Here is a 24,692-nt window from a genome sequence, read left to right on the forward strand (position 1 = left end):
GGTTCATCTCAGGGCGAGCGTCGCCAGGTAGGCCAAGCCGGCGACCCAGCAATACGGGGCGAAGTAGTGGAAGGAACGCCGGGCGAGTATCACGACAAACGTCCGGATCGCCAGAACGCCCGTGATCCCGGCCATGACGCTACCGCCAACCAGAATCGAAACAGGCAAGCCAGCCGCAACCGCTGTCTCCAGATCGAGAAGTTGAAGGACGGCCGCGCCCCCCACCGCGGGAATCGCCATGAGGAACGAGAATGTCGCCGCCTCTCTTGCATTGAGTCCGAGCCACATCGCGGCAACGACGGTGGAGCCTGAGCGAGAGATCCCTGGTATGAGCGCGAACGCCTGTGCGATTCCAATCAGGCCGGCAGCTGCCCAGGTAGGACGTTTTTTATTCCCCCGGTCGAGGGCCCATCGACTGCTCCAGAGAATGCCGCCGGTCACGAGGAGAGCGACCCCCGGCGCGTAGGGATTATCGAAGAGTGCCTCGATTCGATCCTTGGCAAGCACTCCGAGCAACCCGGCCGGCACGGTCGCTACCACTATCAGACTTATGTATTGGAGCGCATCCCGATCGCCCTTCACCGCACCCCGAATCAACTCGAGAACACGACTGCGATAAACGATCAAGATGGATACGAGCGTCGCGACATGTGCTGCGATCTCGAAGGTCAGGCCCGGGATCGTGATCCCAAGCAGCGCTTGTGTCATGACTAGGTGGCCGGAGCTCGAAACCGGGAGAAACTCGGTGGCGCCCTGAACGAACCCTAATACGATTGATTCCCAAAGACTCACGCCTGTTCTCCCGCCAGAATCCGCTCGTAAAACTCCTCATATCGGGACACCACTGCAGATGTCGAGAAGCTTTCTGCCGCGACTCTTCGACCTGCCGCCGAGAGTGAGCGATGCAGCTCGTCATCCGTCAGAATGCGGCCCCCCGCCGCAGCCATGTCGTCGATCGCCCCCACCGGGAAAAGGAATCCTGTCTCACCGTCACCGACGACCTCGGGAATCCCCCCAATATCGGAGGCAACGACCGGTGTTCCACACGCCATGGCTTCCAGAGCGGCGAGACCAAAGGACTCCGTCTCCGATGGCAGCAAGAAGAGATCTGCACAGGACAATAGTTCCTCCACAGACTGATGCTTACCGAGGAACACCACCTTCTCCGAGAGACCGAGTTCCGCAGCTCGCTGGGCGGCGCGAGGCCTATCCGGGCCATCCCCGACCATGATCAGGCGGGCATCGACCGAATTCTGCATGCGTGCAAAAATGTTGACGACATCTTCGGTTCGTTTCACCGATCGGAAATTCGAGATATGCATCACGATTTTCTCCCCCCCCGGAGCGAGCTTAGCCCGGTGCCCGGGTTCGCGCCCCGAACCCCAAAGCTCGGTGTCGACAAAATTCGGGATGACTTCAATCCGTTCCGACGGCACAGAGAAGTCCCGCACAGTTTCGTCTCTCAGGTACCCGGACACGGCGGTGATTCCGTCCGACTCGAGGATGGTGAAACGCGTAATCGCGTGGAACGAAGGATGAAGGCCGACGAGCGTGATGTCGGTGCCGTGAAGTGTCGTGACAATCTTCAGTGGCCGTTCGTGGGCGAGCATCTGTCTCGCCAGATACGCCGACGTGGCGTGTGGAATCGCGTAGTGCATGTGGACGAGATCGAGCTCATGCTTCCGCGCGGTGTCATGCAATGCGACCGCGAGCGCGAGGGCGTAGGGAGGATGCTCGAAAAGCGGGTAGTCCCCCATTTCCACTTCGTGGAAGAAAACTCGCTCGCGGAACCCACCAAGCCGAAACGGCTGGTCATACGAGACGAAATGGACCTCGTGTCCCCGATCGGCGAGTGCGAGTCCCAGTTCTGTGGCGACCGCGCCGGAGCCACCGTAGGTCGGATAGCAGGTGATGCCAATCTTCAAGTGAACTCAGGCTCCTTATCGGAGCTCTCCATTTCGGGTTGAGCGGAGTCTGGGAGGGTGAACCCCCCAACCGCCATCGCGTTCAGCGCGATCGCCACCTGATCTTCGAGGGGCGCCGTCGCGTCAATGGTCACGGTGTGGTCAGGTAGCTGGTGGCGATACCACGTGCGTTGTCGCCGGGCATAGCGGCGCGTACTGCCACGGATGTCCTCCATCGCACCCTCTAGCGTGGTTTCTCCTCTCAGGTACGCCGTCATCTCCCGATAGCCAGTCCCGGTCATGCCAGGGTCGGAATCGACAAACCCTGCAGCCAGAAGCGCCCGGACTTCCTTCACCAGGCCACGGTCCACCATTCGGGCCACACGATTGTTGATACTCTGGTTCGTCACATCGACAGGCATACCCAGTAGAAGCACCACCCCGGGCACCCCGTCCCCGTCGGCGGGCGCCAGCTGGTGCCAACGGGAAAGCGGGGTGCCGGACAGCAGAGCGACTTCGATCGCGCGAGCCATGCGTTGAGGTCCGCCCTCAATTGCAAGCGGGGCCCGGGCGGGGTCGACTGCGGATACGAATCGCTCGAGCACCTCACGGGGTTGTTCAGCCAGCCAGTTGCGCAGCCTCTTCAGGCGGACAGCGTCCAGCTTCGGTTCAGAAAAAATCGGCTCCATGACGGCACGAAGAAAGAAGCCCGTGCCACCCACAAGAAGTGGAATCCGGCCTCGGGCCTCGATCTCGGCAATCCACCCCCGTACGTCCCGTGCGAACTGGCCGGCCGAATAGCGTTGGTCTGGCGGGACCAGGTCGAGTCCATGATGCGGCACCCCGGCCTGCTCGTCGGTCCCGACCTTGTCTGTGCCAATGTCCATGCCCTGATACACCTGCCGCGAGTCCATCGAGATGATCTCCACCGGAAGGCGATGTGATAACGCAATGGAAAGATCAGTCTTGCCGGATGCCGTGGTCCCTGTGATCGCGACGAAGCGCGGAGGCTCACCACTCATCCGCAGCGAATCACGACCGGCCGAATTTCCGCTCGAGTTCCGAACCGGTCAATCGAACGATCGTCGGACGACCGTGCACGTCGTGATGGGGGAGTTCCGTCGAGAAGAGCTGATCGAACAACTCCTGCATCTCAGCTTCGGAGAGTTTCTGCCCCGCCTTGATCGCGCTCTTGCATGCGAACGTCATGGCGATGCGTTCATGCTGATTGCGCGCAGCCCGTACCAAGTCAGACCCTTGGGTCAGCTCATGGATCATTTCGCGAAAAGCGCGCTCGGCGTCGAAATACCGATGAGGATTGGGGACCGAGTGGACGATCACGGTGTCGCCCCCAAAACCCTCGACCTCAAACCCTGAACGACTCAGCAGGCTCCGCAGGTCCTCTACCATGGCGACCTCCGGAGCGGTGAGTTTCATCGTCATCGGGAACAAGAGTCGCTGGCTCTCCTGCCCTCCGGCCTCGAATCCGTCCATTATTCGCTGGAAGAGGATTCGCTCATGCGCTGAATGCTGGTCGACGATCAGGATTCCGTCGCGGGTCTCGACAAGCACATAGGTGTCGAGCACCTGCCAGAGCCGCGGGCGCCGAGCCCCAGGATCTGGAAGGGGCGCTACCGTCGGAGCTGCAACCTTGTCCGAGTCAGCGCTCACGTCGGCCCCAGACATGAAGAGCGCCATCTGGACATCCGACGCAGTAGACGCGTCGACAGGTGCCGCGTTGTTGTCCAAATGGTCCTGCGACCGCCCCGGTGTTGGAGGTTCCCGCACAGCCAGAGGTCCCGTATCTACTGGTCGATCAAAGGTGGCCGAACTCGCCTCCCCGTCCAGCGCATCGCGGACAGTCCGTTCAATGAGGTCTGCGACTCTGTTCTCATCCCGGAAGCGGACCTCCAACTTTGCAGGATGAACATTGACATCGACCTGAACACCCGGAAGGTCCAAGTAGAGAAAGAGCCATGGGCGAGCCCCCTGCGGGAGGGTGGTTCGATATCCTCGCTCTACCGCTCGCACCAGTGCCGGCGAACGAAACGGGCGTCCGTTCACAAACAGATGGCTTCTACGGACTCCAGGGCGGGCAGCGTCGGGACGCTGGACCAGCCCTCGCACCTCCCACCCGTCGCGGCTCCCATGAGCTCCGATCAATGTCGCCCCGTGTTCGTGCCCCCATACCTGCGTGATGCGCTCCGCTACCCCGCCAGCACCAGACAAATCAAGGAGTGTCCGCTCATCCGAAGTCAACACGAAAGCGACTTCCGGATTCACTAAGGCGAGCGCGGTCACGACTTCACTGATCGCCCGAACCTCGGCACTCACTGACTTCAGAAAGCGAGCCCGAACAGGGGCGTTGTAGAACAGATTTCTTACTTCAAATGTCGTTCCACCACGGCGTGCGAAGTCGGACACGTCGTTGATCTGCCCGCCGGAAATTTGGACACGAGTGCCCACCTCACCATCTCCGTCGAAAGTCTCAAGGGTGAGGCGCGACACGGCGGCAATGGAGGGAATCGCCTCTCCTCTGAATCCAAAGGTCTCAACGCCGGCCAAGTCAGTCGCGACTTCGATTTTGCTGGTCGCGTGACGGTCGAAGCACAGCAGCGCGTCTTCGCGGCCCATGCCAAAACCATCGTCGCTCACACGAATGCTTCGCTTCCCACCCCGTTCGACGGCCACATCGACCCGGGTCGCACCGGCGTCCAGAGCGTTCTCGACCAATTCCTTCACAACCGACGACGGCCGCTCCACAGCCTCACCTGCCGCGACCTGATTCGCAACCGCGTCCGGAAGGATCTGAATGCGACGAGTCATGATGACTACGCTACCCGGTAGAATCGGCGGGCGTTCTCCATCGTCCGACGTGCGATCTCAGCAGGCTCTTCGCCCAAGTGACGGGCTATCGCTTCGGCAACGTGGGCGACCAAGGCCGGTTCGTTCCGTCGACCACGTTTCGGCACAGGTGCCAGATACGGGGAGTCGGTCTCGATCAACAGCCGATCTTCAGGCACCTCTCGAAGTAGATCTACCGGGCCGAACGACTTGAACGACGCGATACCCGAGAACGACATATACCAACCGACAGACATCGCCTCCTCGAACGCCAGCGCTCCGCCGGTGAAGCAATGAAGCACACCGGACGTCCCGGACGGCATCGACTGGAGTGCGGCCGCTACATCGTCGTCCGCTTCCCGTGCGTGCACGACCACGGGCAAGCCGAGGTCATGGCCGAGCGAGAGGTGGGCTTCGAAGGATTCCCGCTGCGCTGCCCGCGGTGCGGTGTCGTAGAAGTAGTCGAGGCCAGTTTCTCCAATCGCAACGACCTCTGCATGTTCTCCGGCCAGAGCCCTGATTTCGGCGATGTCGCCGGGATCCGCTTCACCTACCGCATGAGGGTGCACCCCCGCGGTACTCCAGACCGCAGGGCCATCATCCGGCGGATCTTGAGCGAGACGAAGTGCGGCTCGTGCGTCCTCGAGATTCGACGCGATGGATACGAGGCGTGTGACGCCGGCCTCGCGGGCCCTACGAAACACCGCCTCTCGGTCATCCCGGAAGGCGGCGTCTGTCAGATGGCAGTGACTATCGAAGTACTCGATCACACCGTCGCAGGCTGAGGCCGCTCTTTCTTCTCGGTGCTGGCCACTCCGAACTTTTTCTGAATTTCGATCAGTGCAGGAGCGGCAACAAAGATCGAAGAGTATGTACCAATCACGACCCCAAGAATCAGCACTACGGTGAAGTCACGGATGACCGGACCCCCCAGGCCTAGCAGGGCGAGCAGCACCGCCAACGTCGTTCCTGAGGTCATTATCGTCCGCGGCAGGGTCTCATTGATCGACTGGTTCACGAGCTCGACCGGGTCGCGTTTACGGGCGCCCTTCGCGCGCATGTTCTCACGCACACGGTCGAACACCACGATCGTGTCATTCAACGAATAACCAAGGATCGTCAGGATGGCCGCCACAGTCGGGAGTGCGATCTCGACCCGAAAGAGTGCCAAGAATCCAAGTGTGATGAGAATATCGTGCGCAGTCGCGATTACTGCCGCCATTCCAAAGCGAAGCTCGAAACGGATCGCCAAGTAAGACAGCGTCAGCAGGAAGGAGAACAGGACGGCCATAAGGGCCTTGGTCTGTAGCTCACTACCAACCTTCGCACCCACCAACTCAGTGCGGACGACCTCAAACGTCCGCCCTGGCAGGCTCGCCGTCACCATCGACTCGATCCCGTCCCCGACCTCCTCTATCGACGCGTTCGGGTCGATAGAGGCGCGGATCACGAACTCGTTGGTATCGTCTCCGCCGAACTGAGTGATCGACGGCCCGTTCGCACCACCGAGGGCTTCACGAAGCTCCGCAGTCATGATCGGCTGATCGAATTGCACTTGTACCAGCGATCCGCCCAAGAAGTCGACGCCGTAGTTCTGCCAACTCCCCAGTGAATAGAGGTTGCGCCCCATGGCGCCGATACCAATCGCCAGGACCACCGCCGAGACGACATAGGCCGCACGGCGCTTCTCGATGAAGGCGTAGGCGGCATTCTGAAAGAATTTCATATCAGGCTCAGATGCTGATCGGATCCGACGGCTTCTTCGTTGACAAGTATGCCAAGAAGAAGGATCGGGTCACGAAGAGAGCGGAGAAGAAGGACGCTACGATCCCAATGCCGAGCGTTACGGCAAAGCCCTGAACCGGCCCAGTTCCGAATGTGTAGAGAATCAACGCCGTAATCAGCGTCGTGATGTTGGCATCGACGATCGCCGAAAGTGCGTGCTGGAACCCTTCGTCTACCGCCGTCCGATTCGCTCGTCCAAGTGCGAGTTCTTCTCGTATTCGTTCGAAAATCAGCACGTTCGCGTCGACGGCCATTCCAATCGACAGAATCAGGCCCGCGATGCCAGGGACGGTCAAAACCGCGTTCAAACTCGCGAGCCCGCCGAGTACCAGAATCAGATATACACCCAGAGCACCGACTGCGAGCATCCCGGCAATGCCGTAGTACCCGATCATGACCAAGATGACAAACGCGATTCCGACCATGCCGGCGATACGACCTTGGTCGATCGAGTCCTGGCCGAGGGACGGGCCCACGGTCCGCTCCTCGATGATGCTGACGCGAGCTGGCAACGCACCCGCACGAAGCACCAGCGCGAGGTCGCGCGCCTCTTCGAGTGGCGTGCCCTGGCCCATGTCGATCTGACCTCTGGCACCAATTCGGTCACGAATGACCGGCGCACTCATCACTTCGTTGTCGAGCACGATGGCGAGGTAGTTTCCGACGTTCGCGCCGCTGAAGCGAGAGAACTGTCGGCCACCTGCACGCGAGAACTGAAACTGTACCTGCGACTGATTGAACTGTTGATCCCGTCCAGCCGTTGCGTCTTCCAGATCTTCGCCCGTCAGAAAAGAGTCTTCCTGAAGAACGTAGAGACGGTAGTAGTTGGTGGCCGCGAAGGCCTCGAGGTCACTCCCCCAACGTACGATCTGATCACGTGGGAAGGCCCGCTGAACCTCTGACATGTCCAGAAAGTGCTCAGCAATCGGGCGGTCCACCGCCGACACGAGGAAGGTGCCTTCGATGTCGCCGATCAAAAGCAGCGACGAAAACGGTCGCAGCGCATTCGCCGCCGACTCGACCGAGTCCGCGACAGCCGCAGCCGCACTGTCCGCCGCGGCTGAGGCACTGTCAGGCCCGACATTGTCCACCGCGTCGCTAAACAAGAGGTCCGTGAGGTCATTGTTATCGTCCACGACATCACGACCAAGCGCGCGGATCGAGTCGATGCCGAGCGTGGTCACGATTGCACGATCCATCCGCGACAGCGCGTTCTCGAAGTCGGCCGAAGGAAGAACCAAACTGAACTCGAGGAAAGCCTCGCTCTGAATGATGCCCTTGGCCTGTTCTTCGTCCTGAACCCCGGCCAGTTCGACGATCAACCGCTCTCGACCCTGCTTCTGGATGAGAGGCTCCGACACGCCGAACTCGTCGATGCGGTTGCGGATGATCCGCTCCACACGATCGATCATGTCCGACTTGGCGTCGGTCGTCATGGTGCCATCAGGGTCATCCACCTCGAGGACGAGGTGCATTCCACCCTGAAGGTCCAATCCGAGCTTCAGCCAGTCGCCGGTCTCGGTTTTGTGCGCGTAGAGTTGCCACCCAGCCACCGCGATCACGAATGCGACGGTAATGAGGCGACCCCGGAGAGTCTTGAACATATGTACCGTGGGTTCAACGAAAAAACGGCCCCACGGGGGGCCAGAGGAGCGGCTTCACCGCCCAGAGTTTGACAGCCTGTAAAGCTGCCTCACCCCCCGTAGCGTGTCAATCGGAACCGTGCCCCGATCCAGGAGCCCAAAAACCGATTGCCGAGGTGATATGCACCGGGTAGTGGCGGTTGTTCCCTGTCCGGAAAACAGAAGGCCGGCGCACGCCGAAAGATGCATCGGTCCATCAGACGATGAATCGCCATAATGCGACCGGTCAAAAGTACAGTAAGGTCGCGAGGCGGAAGGTGGAAACCGCGTCCCCGATGGCCGGGTCGTAGTAGTCATAATTGAACCCGATTTTGTTCTTCCCAAGGAAGTAGAACATCATGCCAGGCGTGAGCAGCAGCCCGCCGTCCTGGTCGATCATCTTGGCAGGGTCAGTGGCGCTGATCCGGCCAATGGGCTCAATGCCGACGATCCGTTCGTTGGAGAGCGGGAAGTAGTAGGAAGCGGAGATTTGACTGGTGACGAAATCATTCGCGATGTATTCGCCGGGGGTCGTGACCGCATCGAGGGACTCCCAGTTGTCACCCGCCACGAACGACCCTTGGAGTAGCCAGCCGTCACGCCAAGTCCCTACCTGAACGTCGGCGCCCCACGCGTAAGCGAATGCGGTCTCGTCGTCCGGGTCGAGGTAGTCCTTGGCCGTTGCGTTCGCGCCGACTTGGATGTTGTCCGTCGCCATATAGGTGACCCGACCGGCGTAGGACTTGGCATCGTTCACGTCCGTGACCGCCGGGAGCGTTCCGTTGGTAATCGTGGCGAGGTAGCCGAACCGACCGAACGAGCCATCGAACTTGATGCCCGTGTCGCGGTTCGAGTAGAGGAGGCGCTCCGTCATCCGGCTGTATGAGCATAGGCGCCCTACCCCGGTGCAGGTGTCGTACCCGACGACGGTTCCGGTGCGTTCAACCAGCGAGAGGTCCGTCGAGCTGGAAAGCTCAAAGAGGTCGAATGCGCGTTTGAACTGACCGAACGACAGTCGGAAGCCATCACTGAAGTTCAGTCGAACGTAGGCGTCGAGCAGCGTAGCTCGACTGGATGCGAAGTCCGTCTGGACTCGGGCCGTAACGAAGTCGGTGAAGTCCGCATCGACAATGAGCCTCGCCCGACGGAGGAAGAAGTCGGAGTCCGAACCGTCCACAGAGGATGACCAGTATTGGGTATGGAGACGACCACCTAGTCGGAGGTTCGCACCGCGCGCAGAAATCTCCGTCTGGGCCTCAACCAAGGTCGGGACCCCAAGCGTGAGAATTAAGAGTGCAATCGCCAACCGAGAGCGTCGCATGTCCGGTCTACCCTTCATTCGTGAGAAAATGCTTCACCGCAAAGGTGCGGTGCTGAAGAAATGTCACGGTCTTGGTGCCACGGCTCAACACTAGAAACGCCAAACAACCGCTCCGTTACGGCGCCGTTACTGGCGAGTCTGCGCGAGCGGTCCGCTTTTGTCGGCCACCTCGACGGCTCCTGGTGTCGACATTCGGCCGATACCGATCGCCCACACCCGGATCTGTCAGGAAAACAGCTCACTTGATCGCCGGGTCCTTTCTTCCGAACTGGTCGACACAACGGGCCTCGGAACAGTTGCGGAGGATAGGAGGTGCCTCAGTCTTCCTGATCGATCGGGATTATCATGCGCGCACGCGCGCCCTGTTCTTCCCCACGGTTCTCCAGTTCCAGTGTGCCTGGATTGCCTCACGTATTCTCTTAAATTTACCAGAGGCCGCATTCGGGACGAGCCGCCCCGATATCGAACAGTTGCCGCATAGACAAGAACTGGACGAGCCGGCCGTAATCACGTAGCTCGTCGGGCAGAGTCCGGTCGTCCCGTACCACCTCAGCACAACCCCGTCGGAGATCCTATGGCACGCTCACACGAGTGGACCCTTCCCACCGTTGCCGTTCTCGCGATCATCCTGAGCGCCCTGTCTTACTCGCCCGAGCTCTCCGCCCAAAACGCTACAGCACCGTGCTCGGCCGAGGCGAACCGGCACTTCGATTTCTGGGAGGGGCGGTGGATGGTCAGAGCTGGGAACGGTACACTCGCCGGCCACAACACCATCTCGATGATCCTAGGCGAGTGTGTGCTCCGTGAGCACTACACCACGCCATCGGGCCATGAGGGACAGTCGTTCAACGCCTGGGACGCTTCCCGCGCCGTCTGGCACCAGACCTGGATGGACAACGGAGGTGCCCTTCTCATCCTCGAGGGAGGGTATGAGGGCGACACTATGATCATGCAGGGCGAGACGGTCGGGCCGAACGGCACCGTGACGCTCAACCGGGTCTCGTGGTCCAAAATAGACGGAGATCCAGACCAGGTACGTCAGTTTTGGGAGGCGTCAAAGGATGCCGGCAGGACGTGGCGTGTCGCGTTCGACCGCCGATACATCCGCCAATCTAGTTCCGCTGACTGGGACGTGCTGATCCAGGGCGGCACTGTAATAAACGGGACCGGTGAACCGGGCTTCTCGGCCGACGTCGCCATTGTGGGAGACCGAGTTGAGAGAGTGTCCCGCACCTCGCTCGATCCACAGCGAGCTTCTCGCGTCATTGATGCGACGGGGATGGTAGTCAGTCCGGGCTTCGTGGACATCCACACCCATCTGGACCCATTGATGCGCCTTCCCGGTGCGGAAAGTCATGTGCGACAGGGGGTGACGTCCGCCCTCGGCGGGCCAGACGGAAGTTCCCCGTGGCCCCTGAGCGACTACATGGAAGAGGCGCAGGCGATCGGGGTCGGCCTGAACGTCGGGTATATGATCGGGCACAACACAGTGCGCCGAGCCGTCTTAGGACTCGAGAATCGCGCCCCGTCGCCGGCAGAGCTCGAGGAAATGAAGTCGATGATCGCTCGAGGAATGGATGACGGAGCGTATGGGATCTCGACCGGACTCAAGTATCTGCCCGGTGCCTTCTCAGGGGTTGATGAGGTAATCGAGCTATCACGCGTGGCCTCGGACCGGGGCGGCTTCTACACGTCGCACCTGCGCGAGGAAGGCCTGGGCCTCCTGGAGAGCGTTTCTGAAGCGTTGGAGATTGGGAAGATGGCCGATATCCCGATCGTTCTGACCCACCACAAGGTGGTTGGCCAGCCCATGTGGGGCTCGTCAGCCAGCACGCTCGCGATGGTGGATTCCGCTCGAGCGGCAGGTACGGACGCAATGATCGACCAGTACCCCTACACGGCGAGTTACTCGGGAATCACGATTCTCGTGCCGGCGTGGGCCATGGAAGGTGGCACCGACGCACTGCTCGCCCGTGCAGACGATCCCGCCACCTCGGACAGCGTTCTGGCCGGCATCGAATTCAACATTATCAACGACCGCGGAGGAAATGACCTCAGGCGGGTGCAGTTCGGCCTTGTCCCCTGGGATCGGTCCCTTGAAGGGCAGACCCTCTACGACTGGGCGGTGCGTGACGGCCTCGACCCAACGCCTGCCACCGGGGCCCACTTGGTCATCGAGGCAGTGAGACGGGGCGGGGCAAGCGGCATATACCACGCTATGTCCGAGGACGACGTCGCGGCGATCATGGCCCACCCACAAACGATGATCGCCTCCGATGGTCGGCTCGTCGAGAATGGAGACGGGCATCCGCATCCACGCTGGTATGGCACCTTCCCTCGTGTGCTCGGCCGCTATGCCCGCGAACAGGGCGTACTGACACTCGAGCAGGCCGTGCGCAAGATGACCACGATGCCTGCCGAGCGGATCGGGCTACGACAGCGGGGCCAGCTCCGCGAAGGCTGGTTCGCCGACGTGGTCGTGTTCAATCCGGAAACGGTGAATGACCGCGCAACGTTCCAAGCCCCGCATCAATACCCGATCGGAATCGACTGGGTCTTGGTGAACGGCGAGATCGCGGTGGAAGACGGTGAATATCACGATGTACGAAGTGGCAGGGTGCTTATGCGCGGGCGGAACTGACCGCCTGCGCATAAATTGCCCTTACCGCATCCCGAGCCACCACGCGGTTCGCATCTCACTCTGGGAGGCGCTCGCGGCTCCCTCTGGAAGCCAGCGGCCAGAAAGCGTCTGGTCTTGACTAAGTTGAACGGACTCCGTGTGCGTCGATCCCCTGCTCTCAAACACGATCTCTACTCGAGCGCCCGGTGACATGCCGGAGAGTAGGGTCAGAGCAGTCAGAGAGAGCGACAGCACGCATGGTAAAGCCTCACAACGAGCGAGAGACGGGGGCTAGGTCGCTTCTGACGGGCCTGTCCACCGGAAGCTAGGACCGCTCCTAGCCCCCGACTATCTTCCGAGCATGACCACTGACGCAGCCGGAATCGGGGACAAACTGAAAGCGGCCCTAGGCCCGCTTGTCGTGCGACGCGATGTGCCACTCGCGCCTCTCACCACGTTCCGTATTGGCGGGCCGGCAGATTTTTTCGTCAGCACTCGGACACCGGATGAACTGGCCTCCGTGGTATCCACTGCAAGAAGTCTTGGAATTCCGTGGTTCCTGCTCGGCCGTGGCGCGAACATTCTGGTTAGCGATCGTGGCTTCCGCGGCCTGGTGGTTCACAACCAAGTCCAGGGCATCGACTTCCTTGACGACACGAGTGTCCGTGCCGGGGCCGGAGTGGAGACCTTCCCCGATCTGATCGATCAGACCGTCGCGCGCGGGTTAGGCGGCCTGCATCACTTCGTCGGCATCCCCAGCACAGTAGGCGGCGCACTGTGGCAGAATCTGCACTTCCTGTCACCGGGGCCTGCCCGCGAGCGGACCGTATTTATCGAGGAGGTCCTCGAGTCCGCCGACATCCTGACTGAAGAGGGAGATCGCACCACGGTTGGGGTCGACTACTTCGAGTTTGGCTACGATGAGAGCATCCTGCACCACCGTGACGACATCGTGCTCAGTGCGACATTCCGGCTGACGGAGGCTCCGATCGATGAACTCCGGCGGGTGATGCGCGAGAATCTCAAATGGCGAGATGACCGGCATCCGGATCTGTGGCTGTATCCTTGCGCCGGATCGATTTTCCAAAAAATCGAAGGCATCGGGGCCGGGCGACTAATCGACGAGTGCGGACTCAAGGGACACGTGTCAGGGGGCGCGGGGATCTTCCACAATCACGCCAACATCATCGTGAATCTCGGAGGTGCCACGGCCGCCGAGGTGCGGGGTCTCATCGACCTCGCCCAAACGACGGTTAAGCGGGAAACAGGGCACACACTCGAAACCGAGATCGCCTTCGTCGGGGAATTTTGAATTAGGGCGTGATTTTGCCCGCGACCAACGACCGAAGGGCTTCGGCGTCGATGTCGTGACGGCCCGCATAGGTGACCGTCCGATAGGCAATCTCCGCTTCAGCCAGTCGGGCCTTCTCCGCTTTTCCTAGCAGGGGGTCAAGAGCGTGGTCTTCGGTGCCTCGAATCATGACCACGTCGGCACTCGAAAAGGCCTCACGCGCCCTCGGAAGATCTAGGTCCGGTGGAGTGAAATCTCCCCAGAAGTAGAGATTCTTCGGGCGAGCGCTCCCCTGCGTAACCCAGCGCGCGGCGGTCGCCACCCCCTGCGAGAACCCGAGCACGGTCAGAGGAAGGTCACGGCCACCCGCGAGTCGGACTTCTTCCCGTACAGAGTCCGCGAGACGGTCGAGGTATCCCACATAGTCTGCGATCTCAGCCAGACGGTCCTCACGGGTCATCCAGGTCGCGCCGACGAGAGCCGCTGATCCGTGTCGCCCGGGCTCGTGCGCTACGTAGAAACGCGACAGCGCGTCCGGGGCCACGATGAGCCGGCGGCCATCATTGATCGGCTCGAATCGGCGAAGGAATCGTCGTCCCAGTTGGTTGTAACCATGAAGTACGACCCACACTTCCTCGGCAACGGCAGGATCTCCGAGGGTCCAGTATCTCGCCGTGCGCTGGACCTGGATCTGATGCTCCTTCAAGGATCAGTGATCCGGAAGGAGTTGTCGCAACCGTCGAGCGTTGGCTGACGCTGGTCGGCATCGGAGAGAATCGGATCCGTGACCGGCCACTGGATCCCGAGCGCAGGGTCGTTCCAACGGAGCCCTCGGCTCAACTCTGGTTCGTAGGGCGCCGTCACCTTGTACAGCACATCGGCTGTCTCGGACAGGATACAGTATCCGTGAGCGAAGCCGGGTGGGACCCAGAGCATGTCTCCGGTATCGACGTCGAGGGCCTGCCCGACCCAACGCCCGTAGGTCCCCCCCCCATGCGCAGGTCGACTGCGACATCGTAGATCGCGCCGCTGACGACGGTGATGAGCTTCCCCTGTGCCTGAGGCGGCAGCTGATAATGAAGACCCCGGAGCACCCCCCGCATGGATCGTGTCAGGTTGTCCTGAACGAACGGGGCGTCGATCCCCGCAGCCGTGAAAGCCTCTGCCTGAAAGATCTCCTTGAAGTACCCACGATCGTCGAGATGTCGTTCCGGGCGAACCAGAACCACGTCCCGAATCTGAAGAGGGTGAAAGGAGAAGCCCATGTCACCTAGTAAAAGCGTTATACGAACCGGTCTCGCTAAATCAACCGGTAGACAAATCTCGCTAGCGGGGGAAGCACGGGCAACGACTCGATCAGGTCTAGTCGTCGTCCATTAAGAGGCGGCGCAACTCGCGCCCGAACCGCCGTCGAATCCGCGCCAACAGCAGCACCGAGACAACGCCGATACCGACGGCGAGTCCCCACCAGACACCACGGGGTCCCAACTCCGTACGGAATCCAAGCCAGGCACTCACCGGAAGACCAATGAACCAGAATCCGACGAGATTCATGATCATCGGTACTCGCGTGTCACCGACACCCCGCAGGGCACCCGCCCCAGCAACCTGCAATCCATCGAAGATCTGAAAGACGCCGGCGATCGGGAGAAGAAGCGCAGCCGCCGTGATCACTCGGGGATCCGAGCTAAAAATTCGGGCAAGCAGCCCGGGCGCTGTCAGAAACATTGCCGCAGTGACAGCCATGAACAGGGTTGACGTGATCAGGCCCGCCCCGACCGCTCGACGGGCGCCGGGGGGATCACCACGGCCTACGGCCTGCCCCACCACTACGCTGGTAGCTTGGGCGACCCCGACCGGGATCATGAAGGTGAGTGCCGCCAACTGCAGCGCGACTTGATGACTGGCGATAGCGATCGTCCCCATGAGGCCCATCAAGAGTCCGGCCGCTCCAAAAACACCATATTCCAGCCACTGCTGCGCACCGATCGGGGCACCGACCCTGATGAATCTCTTGAGCGGGGCCAGCGCGAGCGCCTCTCGCCTCAGTGGAATAAGCGCCGGACGCAGGTCCCCCCACGCGATGACCGTGAGAAGGATGACCATGAACCAACGACTCACGCTGGTCGTCCACGCGGACCCCGCCGCCCCAAAGCTGGGGGCGCCGAGGTTGCCGAAGATCAGCACCCAGTTGAGGAAGAAATTGACCAGGTTGGCGGCCACGACCGTGAAGACGATGGGCCGGACCCGAGTCATTGCCTGCAGACTCTGTCTCAGCACGCCGAACGCGTAGAAGGGGAAAATCCCCAGGATCAAACCGTGCGCGTACTGAGCCGCAACGGGAACGACGTCCACCGGCTGGCGCGCGAGGGTGAGTAGCGGCCCAGCCGGCACAAGAAGGATCATGGCGATGACGCTGAGCCCCAGGGCCAGCACGCCGCCACGCTGCACGCCTCGCGCAACCCCTACGGAATCATTCGCACCCACCGCCTGTGCGATGACCGGATCGAGAGCGAACAGCACCCCCATCCCGAAGACGGCCATGCCGAAGAAGTAAAGATTTCCGATCGCGACCGCCGCGAGATCGGTGGCGGAGACCCGCCCAACCATGATGGTGTCCACGGCACCCATGGACATCAGGCCGATCTGAACGAGAGCGACCGGCGCCGCGAGCGCAACGAGAGTACGCACATCGGCCCGGCTCGGACGATAGGCCGGCAGGCGCACCCGCAGTGCCCTGGTCGCCGGATCGCTCACACCAGGGCCCCGGCCAGCCTCGACATCAGGCCGGAGGAACTACTCGTTTGCCCTTTCTGGAGCAGGCCTATGGTCCCAGCGATCGTCGCGATCAGGATCGTCGTCATCCCGAAGGCTCTCCTCGGGAGCGGGACGCAGGTCAGGCATGATGTCGCCCCCCCGTAGCGCACGATCCCTCCGAACTTCGGCCAACAACAGGGCGTCTTCATCGTCCGGCGGTGGGGCAAAGGTGGGGGTGTCGCCCTCATGAATCGCAAAGAGGGGAATCCAGGTCGTCGGCGTCCGTACCCAGAAGGCTGCGAAACGTGTAGGGCCACGCACTCCTTACCGCTTCAGATCAATGTAGACCACGTCCGCGACTAACCAGACGATCGCCGCGACGACGGTCTCCAGGAAGGGGATCATGGGACGGCATCCTCCGGGATGCGGATCGGTACGAGGTAACCTTCCCTACGCTCGAGGTGGCTGGTTTGTTCTTCGGCGTTGCCGACCGACCCACGCATGCCGATGATACCGCGCGAATCCTTCAGGACACGAACTCCATGGCTCGACCGAACGAATCTCCAGGTACTCGGCTCCGCTCAGCGTGGCTTCGGCTCTCGCCCCTGCCGGGCGGTCGCTGGCTTTTCTCCCGGCTCTTGGGCCATATGGTCCCCTACAGCGGAACGATCGGAGCACACGTCGAGCTGTTCGAGCCCGGGGAGGTAAGAATCACACTGGCCGATCGCAGGAAGGTCCGGAACCATCTTCGCTCATTTCATGCGATCGCTCTGGCCAATCTTGGAGAGCTTTCGACCGGCCTGGCACTACTCGGAGCCATGGGGGAAGACATCCGCGGAATTCTTACCGGACTCGATGTGACATACCGAAAAAAAGCCAGAGGGCCTCTGGAGGCTCACGTAGAAATCGAGATCCCCGAGGTTACGGAAAGCATCGAGCACACGGTCGTCGCGGATATCCGTGACGCCGCAGGCGACGTGGTCGCCACAGTTGCTGCTCGCTGGCGCCTCTCACCGGTTCCAACACGCTGATGGCCGCCATCGACACTCCACTTACCCGGGACGCCGGTACGGACGTCCCGCTCATCTGTGGTCCCATGTACCCGTGCTCGAACTCCGAGCTCGTGGCGGCCGCCTCTCACGCAGGCGCACTAGGTGTGCTTCAGCCCGTCACGCTTACGTACGTATTCGGTCAGGACTTCCGCGAAGGGATCCAGAAGATCCGTTCACTCACGGATCGTCCGATCGGAATGAACGCACTCATCGAAGCCTCTTCGGAGACGTACCTGAAGCGGATGAGCGCATGGATCGACATCGCGCTCGAAGAGGGGGTGAGGTTCTTCATCACATCGCTCGGCAAGCCACAATGGGTAGTGGACCGGGTTTCTCAAGTCGGGGGCGTCGTCTACCACGACGTCACGGAACGGAAGTGGGCGCAAAAAGCAGTGGACTCCGGCGTTCAGGGTTTGATCGCAGTGAACAAACGGGCGGGCGGCCATGCCGGCCCTCTCTCGGCCGAAGCGGTCCTCGACGACGTCGGCGATTTGGGTCTCCCTGTGGTGTGTGCCGGCGGCATCGCGACTGGCACAGAGTTCGCCGAGGTTCTCCGCATGGGCTACGCTGGCGTCCAGATGGGGACGCGCTTCATTGCGACCAAAGAATGCCAAGCGTCATCTCCCTACAAGCAGGCCATCGTAGACTCGAAGGAACGGGACATCGTACTGACCGAGCGGCTCACAGGTGTTCCGGTCGCGGTGATCAACACCCCCTACGTTCAGCGGCTCGGTCTCCACGCGGGCCCCATCGCCCGACGCATGCTCAAAGGCCGGAAGACGAAGCATCTCATGCGGAGTCTCTTCTGGCTTAGCTCAGCCCGCACACTCAAGCGCACCGCGCTCGACTCCACGGGCTCCACGGAATACTGGCAGGCCGGTCGATCGGTAGCCCGAATCGACTCGATTGTATCAGCCGCATCAATCGTTCAGGAATGTGCAGATGCGGTTCGCGCCGACCAAGCTGCTCCCGAATAACTCCCCACGCTTTCCCCGACTTCGGAGAACCACGATGACCCGATCCTCTCTCTTCGCTGCTGCACTGGCTTTCACATGTGCGACATCGGCCCAGGGCCAGGACGGCTTGAAGGTCTACATCTCGGCTGACATGGAAGGCGTGGTCGGTGCGGTCACGGGTGATCAGCTCGGACCTACCGGTTTCGAGTACCAGCGCTTTCGCAGATTCATGACGAATGAAGTCAACGCTGCAATCGCTGCGGCAAGAGAGATGGGTGCCACCGAGATCCTCGTGTCCGACTCACACGGGAACGGCGAGAATCTGCTAATCGAGGAACTCCCCCAGGACATACAGCTCATCCGCTCGTGGCCTCGCCCCCTCATGATGATGGAGGGGATCGACGAGAGCTTCGATGCCGCGTTCCTCATTGGATACCATGCGAGCACGACGAACATGCGGGGCGTCCGCGCCCACACGTTCTCAAGTGCGAACCTGACAGCCGTGCGACTGAATGGTATCGAGATGATGGAGGCCAGCGTCAGCGCGGCGATCGCTGGGGACTTCGGCGTCCCCATTGTTATGATTTCCGGGGATGACGCAGTGGTCGAGGAGGCGCAGGGACTGATCGGCGACATGGAGGGAGCGGTCACGAAATGGAATCTCGGATTCCACTCCGCGCGGACGATCATGCCCGAGGCTTCGTATGCCCTAATCGGTGAGCGGGTTCGCGCCGCACTCGGTCGACTGGACGACTTCGAGCCTTATACCATGAACGGCCCACTCGAACTCGAGATCTCCTTCAAGAACTATATGCCTGCGGAGTTGATGGCGTACCTGCCCAACGTCGACCGAGTCGACGCTCACACGATTCGCTTTGTGGGCCAGGACATGACCGAGATCTCGAAGTTCATCGAATTCACCACGAGCTACTCCGTCAGTATCACGCCCTGAGTGCGGTGGCCGGTGGGTCTCCGCCGTCTCTCGACCTGAGCAGCACTAAGAAGTGCCCACGGAATCGCTGCGCCGCTCCAGGATGACGGTGTCGCGCCATCGGCCGTCGTGGAAACGCGCAATCCGATCTCTTCTGCCGAGCACGCGAAAACCGGCCTGCTCGTGGGCTCGGAGGGAGGCGACGTTATCGGGGAAGATGCTCGCCTGAAGCGTCCAGATCCCGGCAGTCTCGGTTTGGGTAACCAGCTCGGACATGAGGGCCTTGCCCACCCCCTGTCCACGAAAGGCTCCGGCGACATAGACGATGACCTCGCAGACGCCGGCGTATACCGGGCGCTTTGAGACCGGGCTGACCGCGGCGAACCCTACGACATGTTCACGTCGGGTCGCCACGATACGGCAGGACGGAAGCCTCGAAGAGTTCCACACGTCCCATTCCGGGACCTCCGTCTCGAAGGTGGCGTCACCTGAGGCGATCCCTTCGCGGTAGATTTCGCGCACGGCCGGCCAGTCGGCGGCGATGAGGGGCCGGAATTCGAGGTTACTCACCGCTCGACTCAGTGACGCCCTCGCGTTCCTCCCCACCCGCCCCATCTGTCGCCCCGCTCTGACCGAGTGTCGGGTACTTCCATGCCAAGCGTGCCGCCAGTGGGATCCCTAAAAACATGCCACCTCTCAGCAGCGTCTCGAACTGACCGGGGAGTACCAGTACCCGACGAGCCCACTCGGCGACTCCGAGAACCACCCACCCCACGATGAGGTAGACCGTGAGGACCATCACGACCCGGCGGAGCGGTGAGTCTTTCAACGAAGTGTGGCGAAGCAGCAGGCGATCGCCTGCTGCAGTGCCTCGCGATCTTCGAGGTACGGAAAGTGACCGGTGTTCAACGACTCGAACGACCCGACCGGGAGCGCTTCGGCCAACTCCCGACTCATGTCGAGCGGCGGCGCGTCGTGTCGACCATGCAGGACGAGCGTCGGAGTTCGAACACCAGCCAGGCGATCCCACCAGTCTATCGGTGGCGCGAGGCTGGCCCCCAGAAGTGCCGCGACGTCCTGTCCATTGCGGGCTGTGGCGCCAGCAAGATCCAGGTTCAGCTCGTCGATCTTATCGCGGTCGCGCAGTACCTGTCTGAACGCGACGCGATAGACCTGCCCAAGGGTCGCAGGGTCGCGAGCCTGAAACGCCTCGCTTCCGGTGAGATCGGCCATCTCTGTTCGGTCTTCTGCTCGCGAACGTGATCGCTGCCGTTCTGCGGTCTGGTCCTGAAGCCGCTGTCCTGGTTCAACCGGGTTCATGAGGATGAGCGCGTGCAGGTTGTCCGGAAACCGTATGACGTACTCGAGTCCGATCAACGCTCCAAACCAGTGAGCAAGGACCGTGACCTGATCGTAGCCGAGCGTGAGCCGAAGCTGCTTGATGTCGCCCACGAAGGCGTCGAGGTTGATCGCGTCTGCGGTCACATCCGCCGTCGACCGACCGGTGCCCCGCTGGTCGTAGTAGACGAGTGAGTTCTGGTTCGCGAGTACGTCCAGGCCGGGTCGAGGATAGTTGTGATCAAGCCCGGGACCCCCGTGCACCAGAATAATCGGGGCGCCAGTGCCTACGACCTCGTAGAAAATCCGGGCATCGTCCAGGCTGAACATGCCCTGTGCCGAGCGTTGTGCCTCTGCCGCATCGGGTCGCGGGAGGACGGCGCAGGCGCAGATCACGGGGATCAGCACCCAGGTGCGAAAAAAACTTCTCAAACGGGCCCTCCCTCTCCATCAAGGTTGAACGTCATGAACGGACAAAGTAGCCCTTCCGACCGCCCTGACCGCAAACCCTACTCAAGCCCGAGACGCGCGAGCGGGTTGGTGCGAGCCGCATCGGCGGGGAACAGCACGCCGGCGAGAAGGGCCGCAGCACATGCGCCAACCCCTGCGTTAAGTAACGTACCTGGGTCCCCGCCGGTGACCTCGAACACGAGCGAGCGGATGAGGTTCGCCGCCTAGAGGTTAGCGATCACTCCAAACCCGCTGGCTCACGAAACGCACTACGCCGAGCCAGGCCGCACCGAATAGAGGCTCTCTAGCCCGGGAACGGTTAACTCGCCTCAGGCTGCGGCACGGACGCCAGAGGCAGAGCTGGCCGACCCCGGACGGGCGCGTCCGCCCGGACCACCAACTCGGCGGCGGACTCGGTCGATTCGCCCTTGTCGTAGACGAAGTACTTTTTGAACAGGTCGGAGAAGTCATCGACCAGCGAGTACATCACCGGCACCAGAATCAACGTCAGGAAGGTCGCAAACAGGATTCCGGCGATGATCGCGACCGCCATCGGTCCCCACCACGCGGCCTGCTGACCACCCCAGTAGACATCCGGGTTGAGTGTGCTGTAGAGCCCGAAGAAGTCAAAATTCAGACCAATCGCCAGTGGGACCATGCCGAGTGCCGTCGTCAGCGCGGTCAATACGACAGGCCGCAGACGGGTCTTCCCGCCCACAACCAGCGCCTCACGCCGATTCATGCCGTCACGATTTCTCAGAATGTCGATGTAGTCGATCAAGATGATCGCGTTGTTCACCACAATCCCAGCGAGGGAGATGATGCCAACACCGGTGTTGATGATTCCGAACGGCATCCGGAAAATCATAAGACCGATCAGAACGCCTGCCGTCGACATGATGACCGACGTCAGGATGATGATCGGCTTGATGACCGAGTTGAACTGACTGATCAAGATGAAGCCGATGAGCATGAGGGCAGTCAGGAAGGCTCCACTGAGGAACGCAGTGGCCTCGTCCTGGTCCTGCGACTGCCCTGAATAGCGCATGGTGTAGCCAGGTGGCAGCGTTTCACCATAGCCGGCAAGTGTCGACTGAACCTCAGCCAATACATCGTTGTTCGCGTACCCGGCCGCCACGTTGGACGTGATGGTGGCCATCCGAGTCTGATCTTTCCGACGGATTGAGCCGGCGCCTTCCTCGACATCCCATGATGCCACGGCCACGAGCGGCACTTGAACACCGCCCTCGGCCATGACCGTCAGTTCTCGCAACCCTTCGAGCTCATCTCGGTACTCCGGAGCCAGTCGCACGATGATGTCGTACTCGTCGTTTCCGGTCCGATACTTGGCCGCCTCCATGCCGTTGATGGCTCCTCGGATGGCCATTCCGATCTTCTGAGAATTCAGGTCATACAGCGCGGCCTTCTCGCGATCGACCTCAACCGACAACTCCGGACGAGCCGCGTCCATATCGCTATCGAGACCCGCCAACTTCGGATAGACCGGCGCACCTTCGAGGATCGACATGACATCATCGGACATCTGCTTCAACTGATCGCCATCCTCACCGATAAGCTCGATACTGACCGGGGCACCCTGGACAGGGCCGTCCTCGACCTTACCCACCGTGATCGTAGCACCGGCTATTTGAGTCCCGATCGTCGCCTGCATATTCGCAAGCGTCTCGAAGGCGTTCTGTTCTCTGTCTTGGAAGTCGATGAGTGAGATCGTCACTCGCCCGCCCTCTGGGCCGGAGGGCCCGCCGCCCATGGGATTGCCGCCGCCGCCGCCGCCGCCGGCGACTGCAACGATTGATTCCCAGTCACTCCGGCCAGCAACTTGAGAAAGCTCCGCCTCGATGCGGCGCACGATTGAGTCCGTCACGGCTGCTCGGGTGCCTACGGGTGTCTCTACGTCCACCAGGAGCTGCGGCGGAGGCATGTCTTCTGGGAAGTACTCCAATCCATTCCCCAGAGGTGTCGCCAGATAGATCGCGAACGTCGCGATGAACGCGACGACCGTCATCCCGATCAAAGCTGCTCGATGCCCGAGCGACCATCGAATGCTCACCTCGTACCCGTCCATCAGGCGAGGAAGGAAACGATCCTGGAACCACCGTCCTGCTCGCGCCAGCACGAAGTGGTGCAGGAGCCACAACCCCACGATGGTGGCCGCCAGCATCCCTCCCGTCACCGGGTTGGCGTTAGTCGTGGTCATGAAAAAGATCACCGCCCCGACCAGCAGGGTCACACGTGCGGGCTTCGTCAGCGGTTCAGGCGGGGTGCCGTCGACCCGCATCAGCATGCCGCACAGTGTTGGTACGATGACGAGTGCCACGAAGAGTGAACTCGTCAGCGTGACCATAAGCGTCTTGGGCATGAAGCCCATGAACTCGCCGACTTGTCCCGGCCAGAACAGAAGCGGTGCAAACGCCGCCAGTGTAGTCGCGGTAGCCGCGATAATCGGGAGGGCGACTTCACCCGTCGCCTTCTTCGCAGCGGTCTTTCGATCCCACCCTTCTTCCAGATACCTGTAGATGTTCTCGACCACTACAATCGCGTTATCGACCAGCATGCCCAGCGCGAGAATCAAGCTGAACAGCACGATCATGTTCATCGACAAACCCATCACCTTCAACACTATGAAGGAGAGGAACATCGACGCCGGAATCGAGACCGCTACGAACATCGAAGTGCTCGCACCCAAGAAGAAGAACAACACCCCGACGATCAAAATCAGACCACTGATGATATTGTTCTCCAGGCTCGAAACCATCTCCTCGATCTGTTCGGACTGATCGGATGTGATCTCGATTCTCGTCGTTGGCGGCAGTACCGCCCCCATCGCCTCGACTTCCGCCCGAATCGCAGCTGACGTCTCGATGATGTTCTCACCACCGCGCTTTATCACGTCGAGCGTCACGACGGAGCGACCACCCATCCGTGCAAAATTCTCGCGCTCGGCAAAGCCGAAGTCGACACTCGCCACGTCACGCACGTAGATCGGACGTCCGTCCTGGGTCGTGACGACGAGCTCTTCGATGAGCGATGGATCCTCGAACTCCCCGTCGACTCGGACGAGGTATTTCGTGTCGCCCACGTCGATGGATCCACCGGGGATGTTCACGTTCTCGTTTCGGATCGCGTCGATCACGTCCTGTAGAGCGACGCCATAGTAGTTCATCTTCGACAGATCGACGTCGACCTTCACTTCACGCTCCAGTCCCCCGCGAAGATCTGCGCGCAAGACTGCTGGGAGCGTCTCCAGTCGATCCTGCAGGTCCTCGGCAAGTTCCTTGAGTCGGACCAGTCCGTACTCACCGGACAGGTTCACCTGAAGGACCGGAATCTCCGAGAAATTGAACTCCACGATGCTCGGTTCTTCCGAGTCCTGCGGGAGGTCGGATTTCGCCAGGTCGACCTTCTCACGAACCTTGGCCAGCGCCTCGTCGAGATTCACAGTCGCCTCGAACTCCGCGACCACGCTCGAGTAGCCTTCGACCGAAGTAGACGTCAGTTCCTTGATCTCACTGATCGTCGACAGGTCTTCCTCGATCACGCGCGTGACCTGGCTCTCCACGTCGGCGGGCGATACGCCGGGATAGACCGTGTTGACCGCGATGATCGGAATCGCGAGTTCAGGAAACGACTCTTTCGGGGTGGACCGGTACGCGAAGCTCCCCATGAGTACGATGATGAAAAGGAGCACGACGATCGAGGTCCTGTGATCGACGGCAAAGCTCGTCAGTCGGAATTCCTTGAAGTCCTCGAGAACTCCACGTTCGACATGGTCGCGGGAGCCATTCTCATCGTTGGTCATG

The 24,692-nt window shown here is 61.1% G+C and carries 20 protein-coding genes; 5 read left to right on the forward strand and 15 right to left on the reverse strand.

What is annotated here, in order from left to right; translation table 11 throughout:
* Positions 1-3: 3 nt before the first annotated feature.
* The 8 genes from OSA81_02005 to OSA81_02040 all read right to left on the reverse strand — a co-directional run bounded on the left by OSA81_02005 (position 4) and on the right by OSA81_02040 (position 9,476).
* On the reverse strand, positions 4-792 hold the full coding sequence (locus OSA81_02005; GenBank protein ID MDE0897767.1) for an undecaprenyl-diphosphate phosphatase: 789 nt from the start codon (positions 790-792) through the stop codon (positions 4-6).
* A complete protein-coding gene (gene bshA, locus OSA81_02010; protein MDE0897768.1) occupies positions 789-1,925 on the reverse strand; it encodes an N-acetyl-alpha-D-glucosaminyl L-malate synthase BshA in 1,137 nt (378 codons plus the stop codon). The genes OSA81_02005 and bshA overlap by 4 nt, the downstream gene beginning before the upstream one ends.
* Positions 1,922-2,926 (reverse strand): tRNA (adenosine(37)-N6)-dimethylallyltransferase MiaA, encoded by a 1,005-nt coding sequence (gene miaA, locus OSA81_02015; protein MDE0897769.1) that lies wholly within the window; start codon positions 2,924-2,926, stop codon positions 1,922-1,924. Before miaA ends, bshA begins: the two co-directional genes overlap by 4 nt.
* 10 nt (positions 2,927-2,936) lie before the next feature.
* Positions 2,937-4,730 carry a DNA mismatch repair endonuclease MutL gene (gene mutL, locus OSA81_02020; protein ID MDE0897770.1) on the reverse strand — a complete coding sequence of 598 codons (1,794 nt, stop codon included), beginning with the start codon at positions 4,728-4,730 and terminating at the stop codon, positions 2,937-2,939.
* 5 nt (positions 4,731-4,735) lie between these two features.
* The gene (locus OSA81_02025; GenBank protein MDE0897771.1) at positions 4,736-5,518 is read right to left on the reverse strand and encodes a TatD family hydrolase; all 783 of its coding nucleotides are present in this window, start codon (positions 5,516-5,518) and stop codon (positions 4,736-4,738) included.
* Positions 5,515-6,474, reverse strand: coding sequence for a protein translocase subunit SecF (gene secF, locus OSA81_02030; GenBank protein ID MDE0897772.1), 960 nt, complete (start codon positions 6,472-6,474; stop codon positions 5,515-5,517). Before secF ends, OSA81_02025 begins: the two co-directional genes overlap by 4 nt.
* A gap of 7 nt (positions 6,475-6,481) precedes the next feature.
* Entirely contained in the window at positions 6,482-8,137 is a 1,656-nt protein-coding gene (gene secD, locus OSA81_02035; protein MDE0897773.1) for a protein translocase subunit SecD, read from the reverse strand.
* Positions 8,138-8,402: 265 nt separating this feature from the next.
* Complete coding sequence (locus tag OSA81_02040; protein ID MDE0897774.1) at positions 8,403-9,476, reverse strand: porin; 1,074 nt, start codon at positions 9,474-9,476, stop codon at positions 8,403-8,405.
* 574 nt (positions 9,477-10,050) lie between these two features.
* Here OSA81_02040 and OSA81_02045 point away from each other — a divergent pair.
* Positions 10,051-12,117, forward strand: coding sequence for a D-aminoacylase (locus tag OSA81_02045; GenBank protein ID MDE0897775.1), 2,067 nt, complete (start codon positions 10,051-10,053; stop codon positions 12,115-12,117).
* A 340-nt stretch (positions 12,118-12,457) separates the two neighbouring features.
* Positions 12,458-13,408, forward strand: a complete 951-nt coding sequence (gene murB / locus OSA81_02050) for a UDP-N-acetylmuramate dehydrogenase (protein MDE0897776.1) — start codon at positions 12,458-12,460, stop codon at positions 13,406-13,408.
* A 1-nt stretch (position 13,409) separates the two neighbouring features.
* Here murB and OSA81_02055 read toward each other — a convergent pair whose 3' ends face one another.
* The 3 genes from OSA81_02055 to OSA81_02065 all read right to left on the reverse strand — a co-directional run bounded on the left by OSA81_02055 (position 13,410) and on the right by OSA81_02065 (position 16,078).
* Positions 13,410-14,093 carry a hypothetical protein gene (locus tag OSA81_02055; protein ID MDE0897777.1) on the reverse strand — a complete coding sequence of 228 codons (684 nt, stop codon included), beginning with the start codon at positions 14,091-14,093 and terminating at the stop codon, positions 13,410-13,412.
* The gene (locus OSA81_02060; protein MDE0897778.1) at positions 14,090-14,494 is read right to left on the reverse strand and encodes a dTDP-4-dehydrorhamnose 3,5-epimerase family protein; all 405 of its coding nucleotides are present in this window, start codon (positions 14,492-14,494) and stop codon (positions 14,090-14,092) included. Before OSA81_02060 ends, OSA81_02055 begins: the two co-directional genes overlap by 4 nt.
* 255 nt (positions 14,495-14,749) lie before the next feature.
* Positions 14,750-16,078, reverse strand: a complete 1,329-nt coding sequence (locus OSA81_02065) for an MATE family efflux transporter (protein ID MDE0897779.1) — start codon at positions 16,076-16,078, stop codon at positions 14,750-14,752.
* A 608-nt stretch (positions 16,079-16,686) separates the two neighbouring features.
* On the opposite strand from OSA81_02065, the gene OSA81_02070 reads away from it, so the two are divergent.
* Genes OSA81_02070 through OSA81_02080 form a run of 3 tightly spaced genes read left to right on the forward strand, consistent with a single transcriptional unit; the run spans position 16,687 to position 19,104 of the window.
* A complete protein-coding gene (locus tag OSA81_02070) occupies positions 16,687-17,175 on the forward strand; it encodes a hotdog fold domain-containing protein (GenBank protein MDE0897780.1) in 489 nt (162 codons plus the stop codon).
* Positions 17,175-18,173: a nitronate monooxygenase gene (locus tag OSA81_02075; GenBank protein MDE0897781.1), complete on the forward strand. Its 999-nt coding sequence runs from the start codon at positions 17,175-17,177 to the stop codon at positions 18,171-18,173. Before OSA81_02070 ends, OSA81_02075 begins: the two co-directional genes overlap by 1 nt.
* A gap of 34 nt (positions 18,174-18,207) precedes the next feature.
* The gene (locus OSA81_02080) at positions 18,208-19,104 is read left to right on the forward strand and encodes a M55 family metallopeptidase (GenBank protein MDE0897782.1); all 897 of its coding nucleotides are present in this window, start codon (positions 18,208-18,210) and stop codon (positions 19,102-19,104) included.
* 45 nt (positions 19,105-19,149) lie between these two features.
* On the opposite strand, the gene OSA81_02085 is transcribed toward OSA81_02080, so the two are convergent.
* The 4 genes from OSA81_02085 to OSA81_02100 form a co-directional block, all read right to left on the reverse strand.
* A complete protein-coding gene (locus OSA81_02085; GenBank protein ID MDE0897783.1) occupies positions 19,150-19,653 on the reverse strand; it encodes a GNAT family N-acetyltransferase in 504 nt (167 codons plus the stop codon).
* Positions 19,646-19,912, reverse strand: a complete 267-nt coding sequence (locus OSA81_02090) for a hypothetical protein (protein ID MDE0897784.1) — start codon at positions 19,910-19,912, stop codon at positions 19,646-19,648. Before OSA81_02090 ends, OSA81_02085 begins: the two co-directional genes overlap by 8 nt.
* The gene (locus tag OSA81_02095; GenBank protein MDE0897785.1) at positions 19,909-20,853 is read right to left on the reverse strand and encodes an alpha/beta hydrolase; all 945 of its coding nucleotides are present in this window, start codon (positions 20,851-20,853) and stop codon (positions 19,909-19,911) included. The genes OSA81_02090 and OSA81_02095 overlap by 4 nt, the downstream gene beginning before the upstream one ends.
* Positions 20,854-21,190: 337 nt before the next feature.
* Positions 21,191-24,691, reverse strand: coding sequence for an efflux RND transporter permease subunit (locus tag OSA81_02100; GenBank protein MDE0897786.1), 3,501 nt, complete (start codon positions 24,689-24,691; stop codon positions 21,191-21,193).
* Position 24,692: the final 1 nt, after the last annotated feature.

It is taken from the genome of Longimicrobiales bacterium, from assembly GCA_028823235.1.
Lineage (GTDB): Bacteria > Gemmatimonadota > Gemmatimonadetes > Longimicrobiales > Gaopeijiaceae > UBA2589.

Bases quoted from the DNA above. Each gene is read 5' to 3' on its own strand.
- OSA81_02075 (MDE0897781.1), top strand. From the start codon at position 17,175: ATGGCCGCCATCGACACTCCACTTACCCGGGACGCCGGTACGGACGTC.
- OSA81_02045 (MDE0897775.1), top strand. From the start codon at position 10,051: ATGGCACGCTCACACGAGTGGACCCTTCCCACCGTTGCCGTTCTCGCG.
- OSA81_02080 (MDE0897782.1), top strand. From the start codon at position 18,208: ATGACCCGATCCTCTCTCTTCGCTGCTGCACTGGCTTTCACATGTGCG.
- secF (MDE0897772.1), bottom strand. From the start codon at position 6,474: ATGAAATTCTTTCAGAATGCCGCCTACGCCTTCATCGAGAAGCGCCGT.
- mutL (MDE0897770.1), bottom strand. From the start codon at position 4,730: ATGACTCGTCGCATTCAGATCCTTCCGGACGCGGTTGCGAATCAGGTC.
- secD (MDE0897773.1), bottom strand. From the start codon at position 8,137: ATGTTCAAGACTCTCCGGGGTCGCCTCATTACCGTCGCATTCGTGATC.
- miaA (MDE0897769.1), bottom strand. From the start codon at position 2,926: ATGAGTGGTGAGCCTCCGCGCTTCGTCGCGATCACAGGGACCACGGCA.
- OSA81_02070 (MDE0897780.1), top strand. From the start codon at position 16,687: ATGGCTCGACCGAACGAATCTCCAGGTACTCGGCTCCGCTCAGCGTGG.
- murB (MDE0897776.1), top strand. From the start codon at position 12,458: ATGACCACTGACGCAGCCGGAATCGGGGACAAACTGAAAGCGGCCCTA.
- OSA81_02100 (MDE0897786.1), bottom strand. From the start codon at position 24,691: ATGACCAACGATGAGAATGGCTCCCGCGACCATGTCGAACGTGGAGTT.
- OSA81_02040 (MDE0897774.1), bottom strand. From the start codon at position 9,476: ATGCGACGCTCTCGGTTGGCGATTGCACTCTTAATTCTCACGCTTGGG.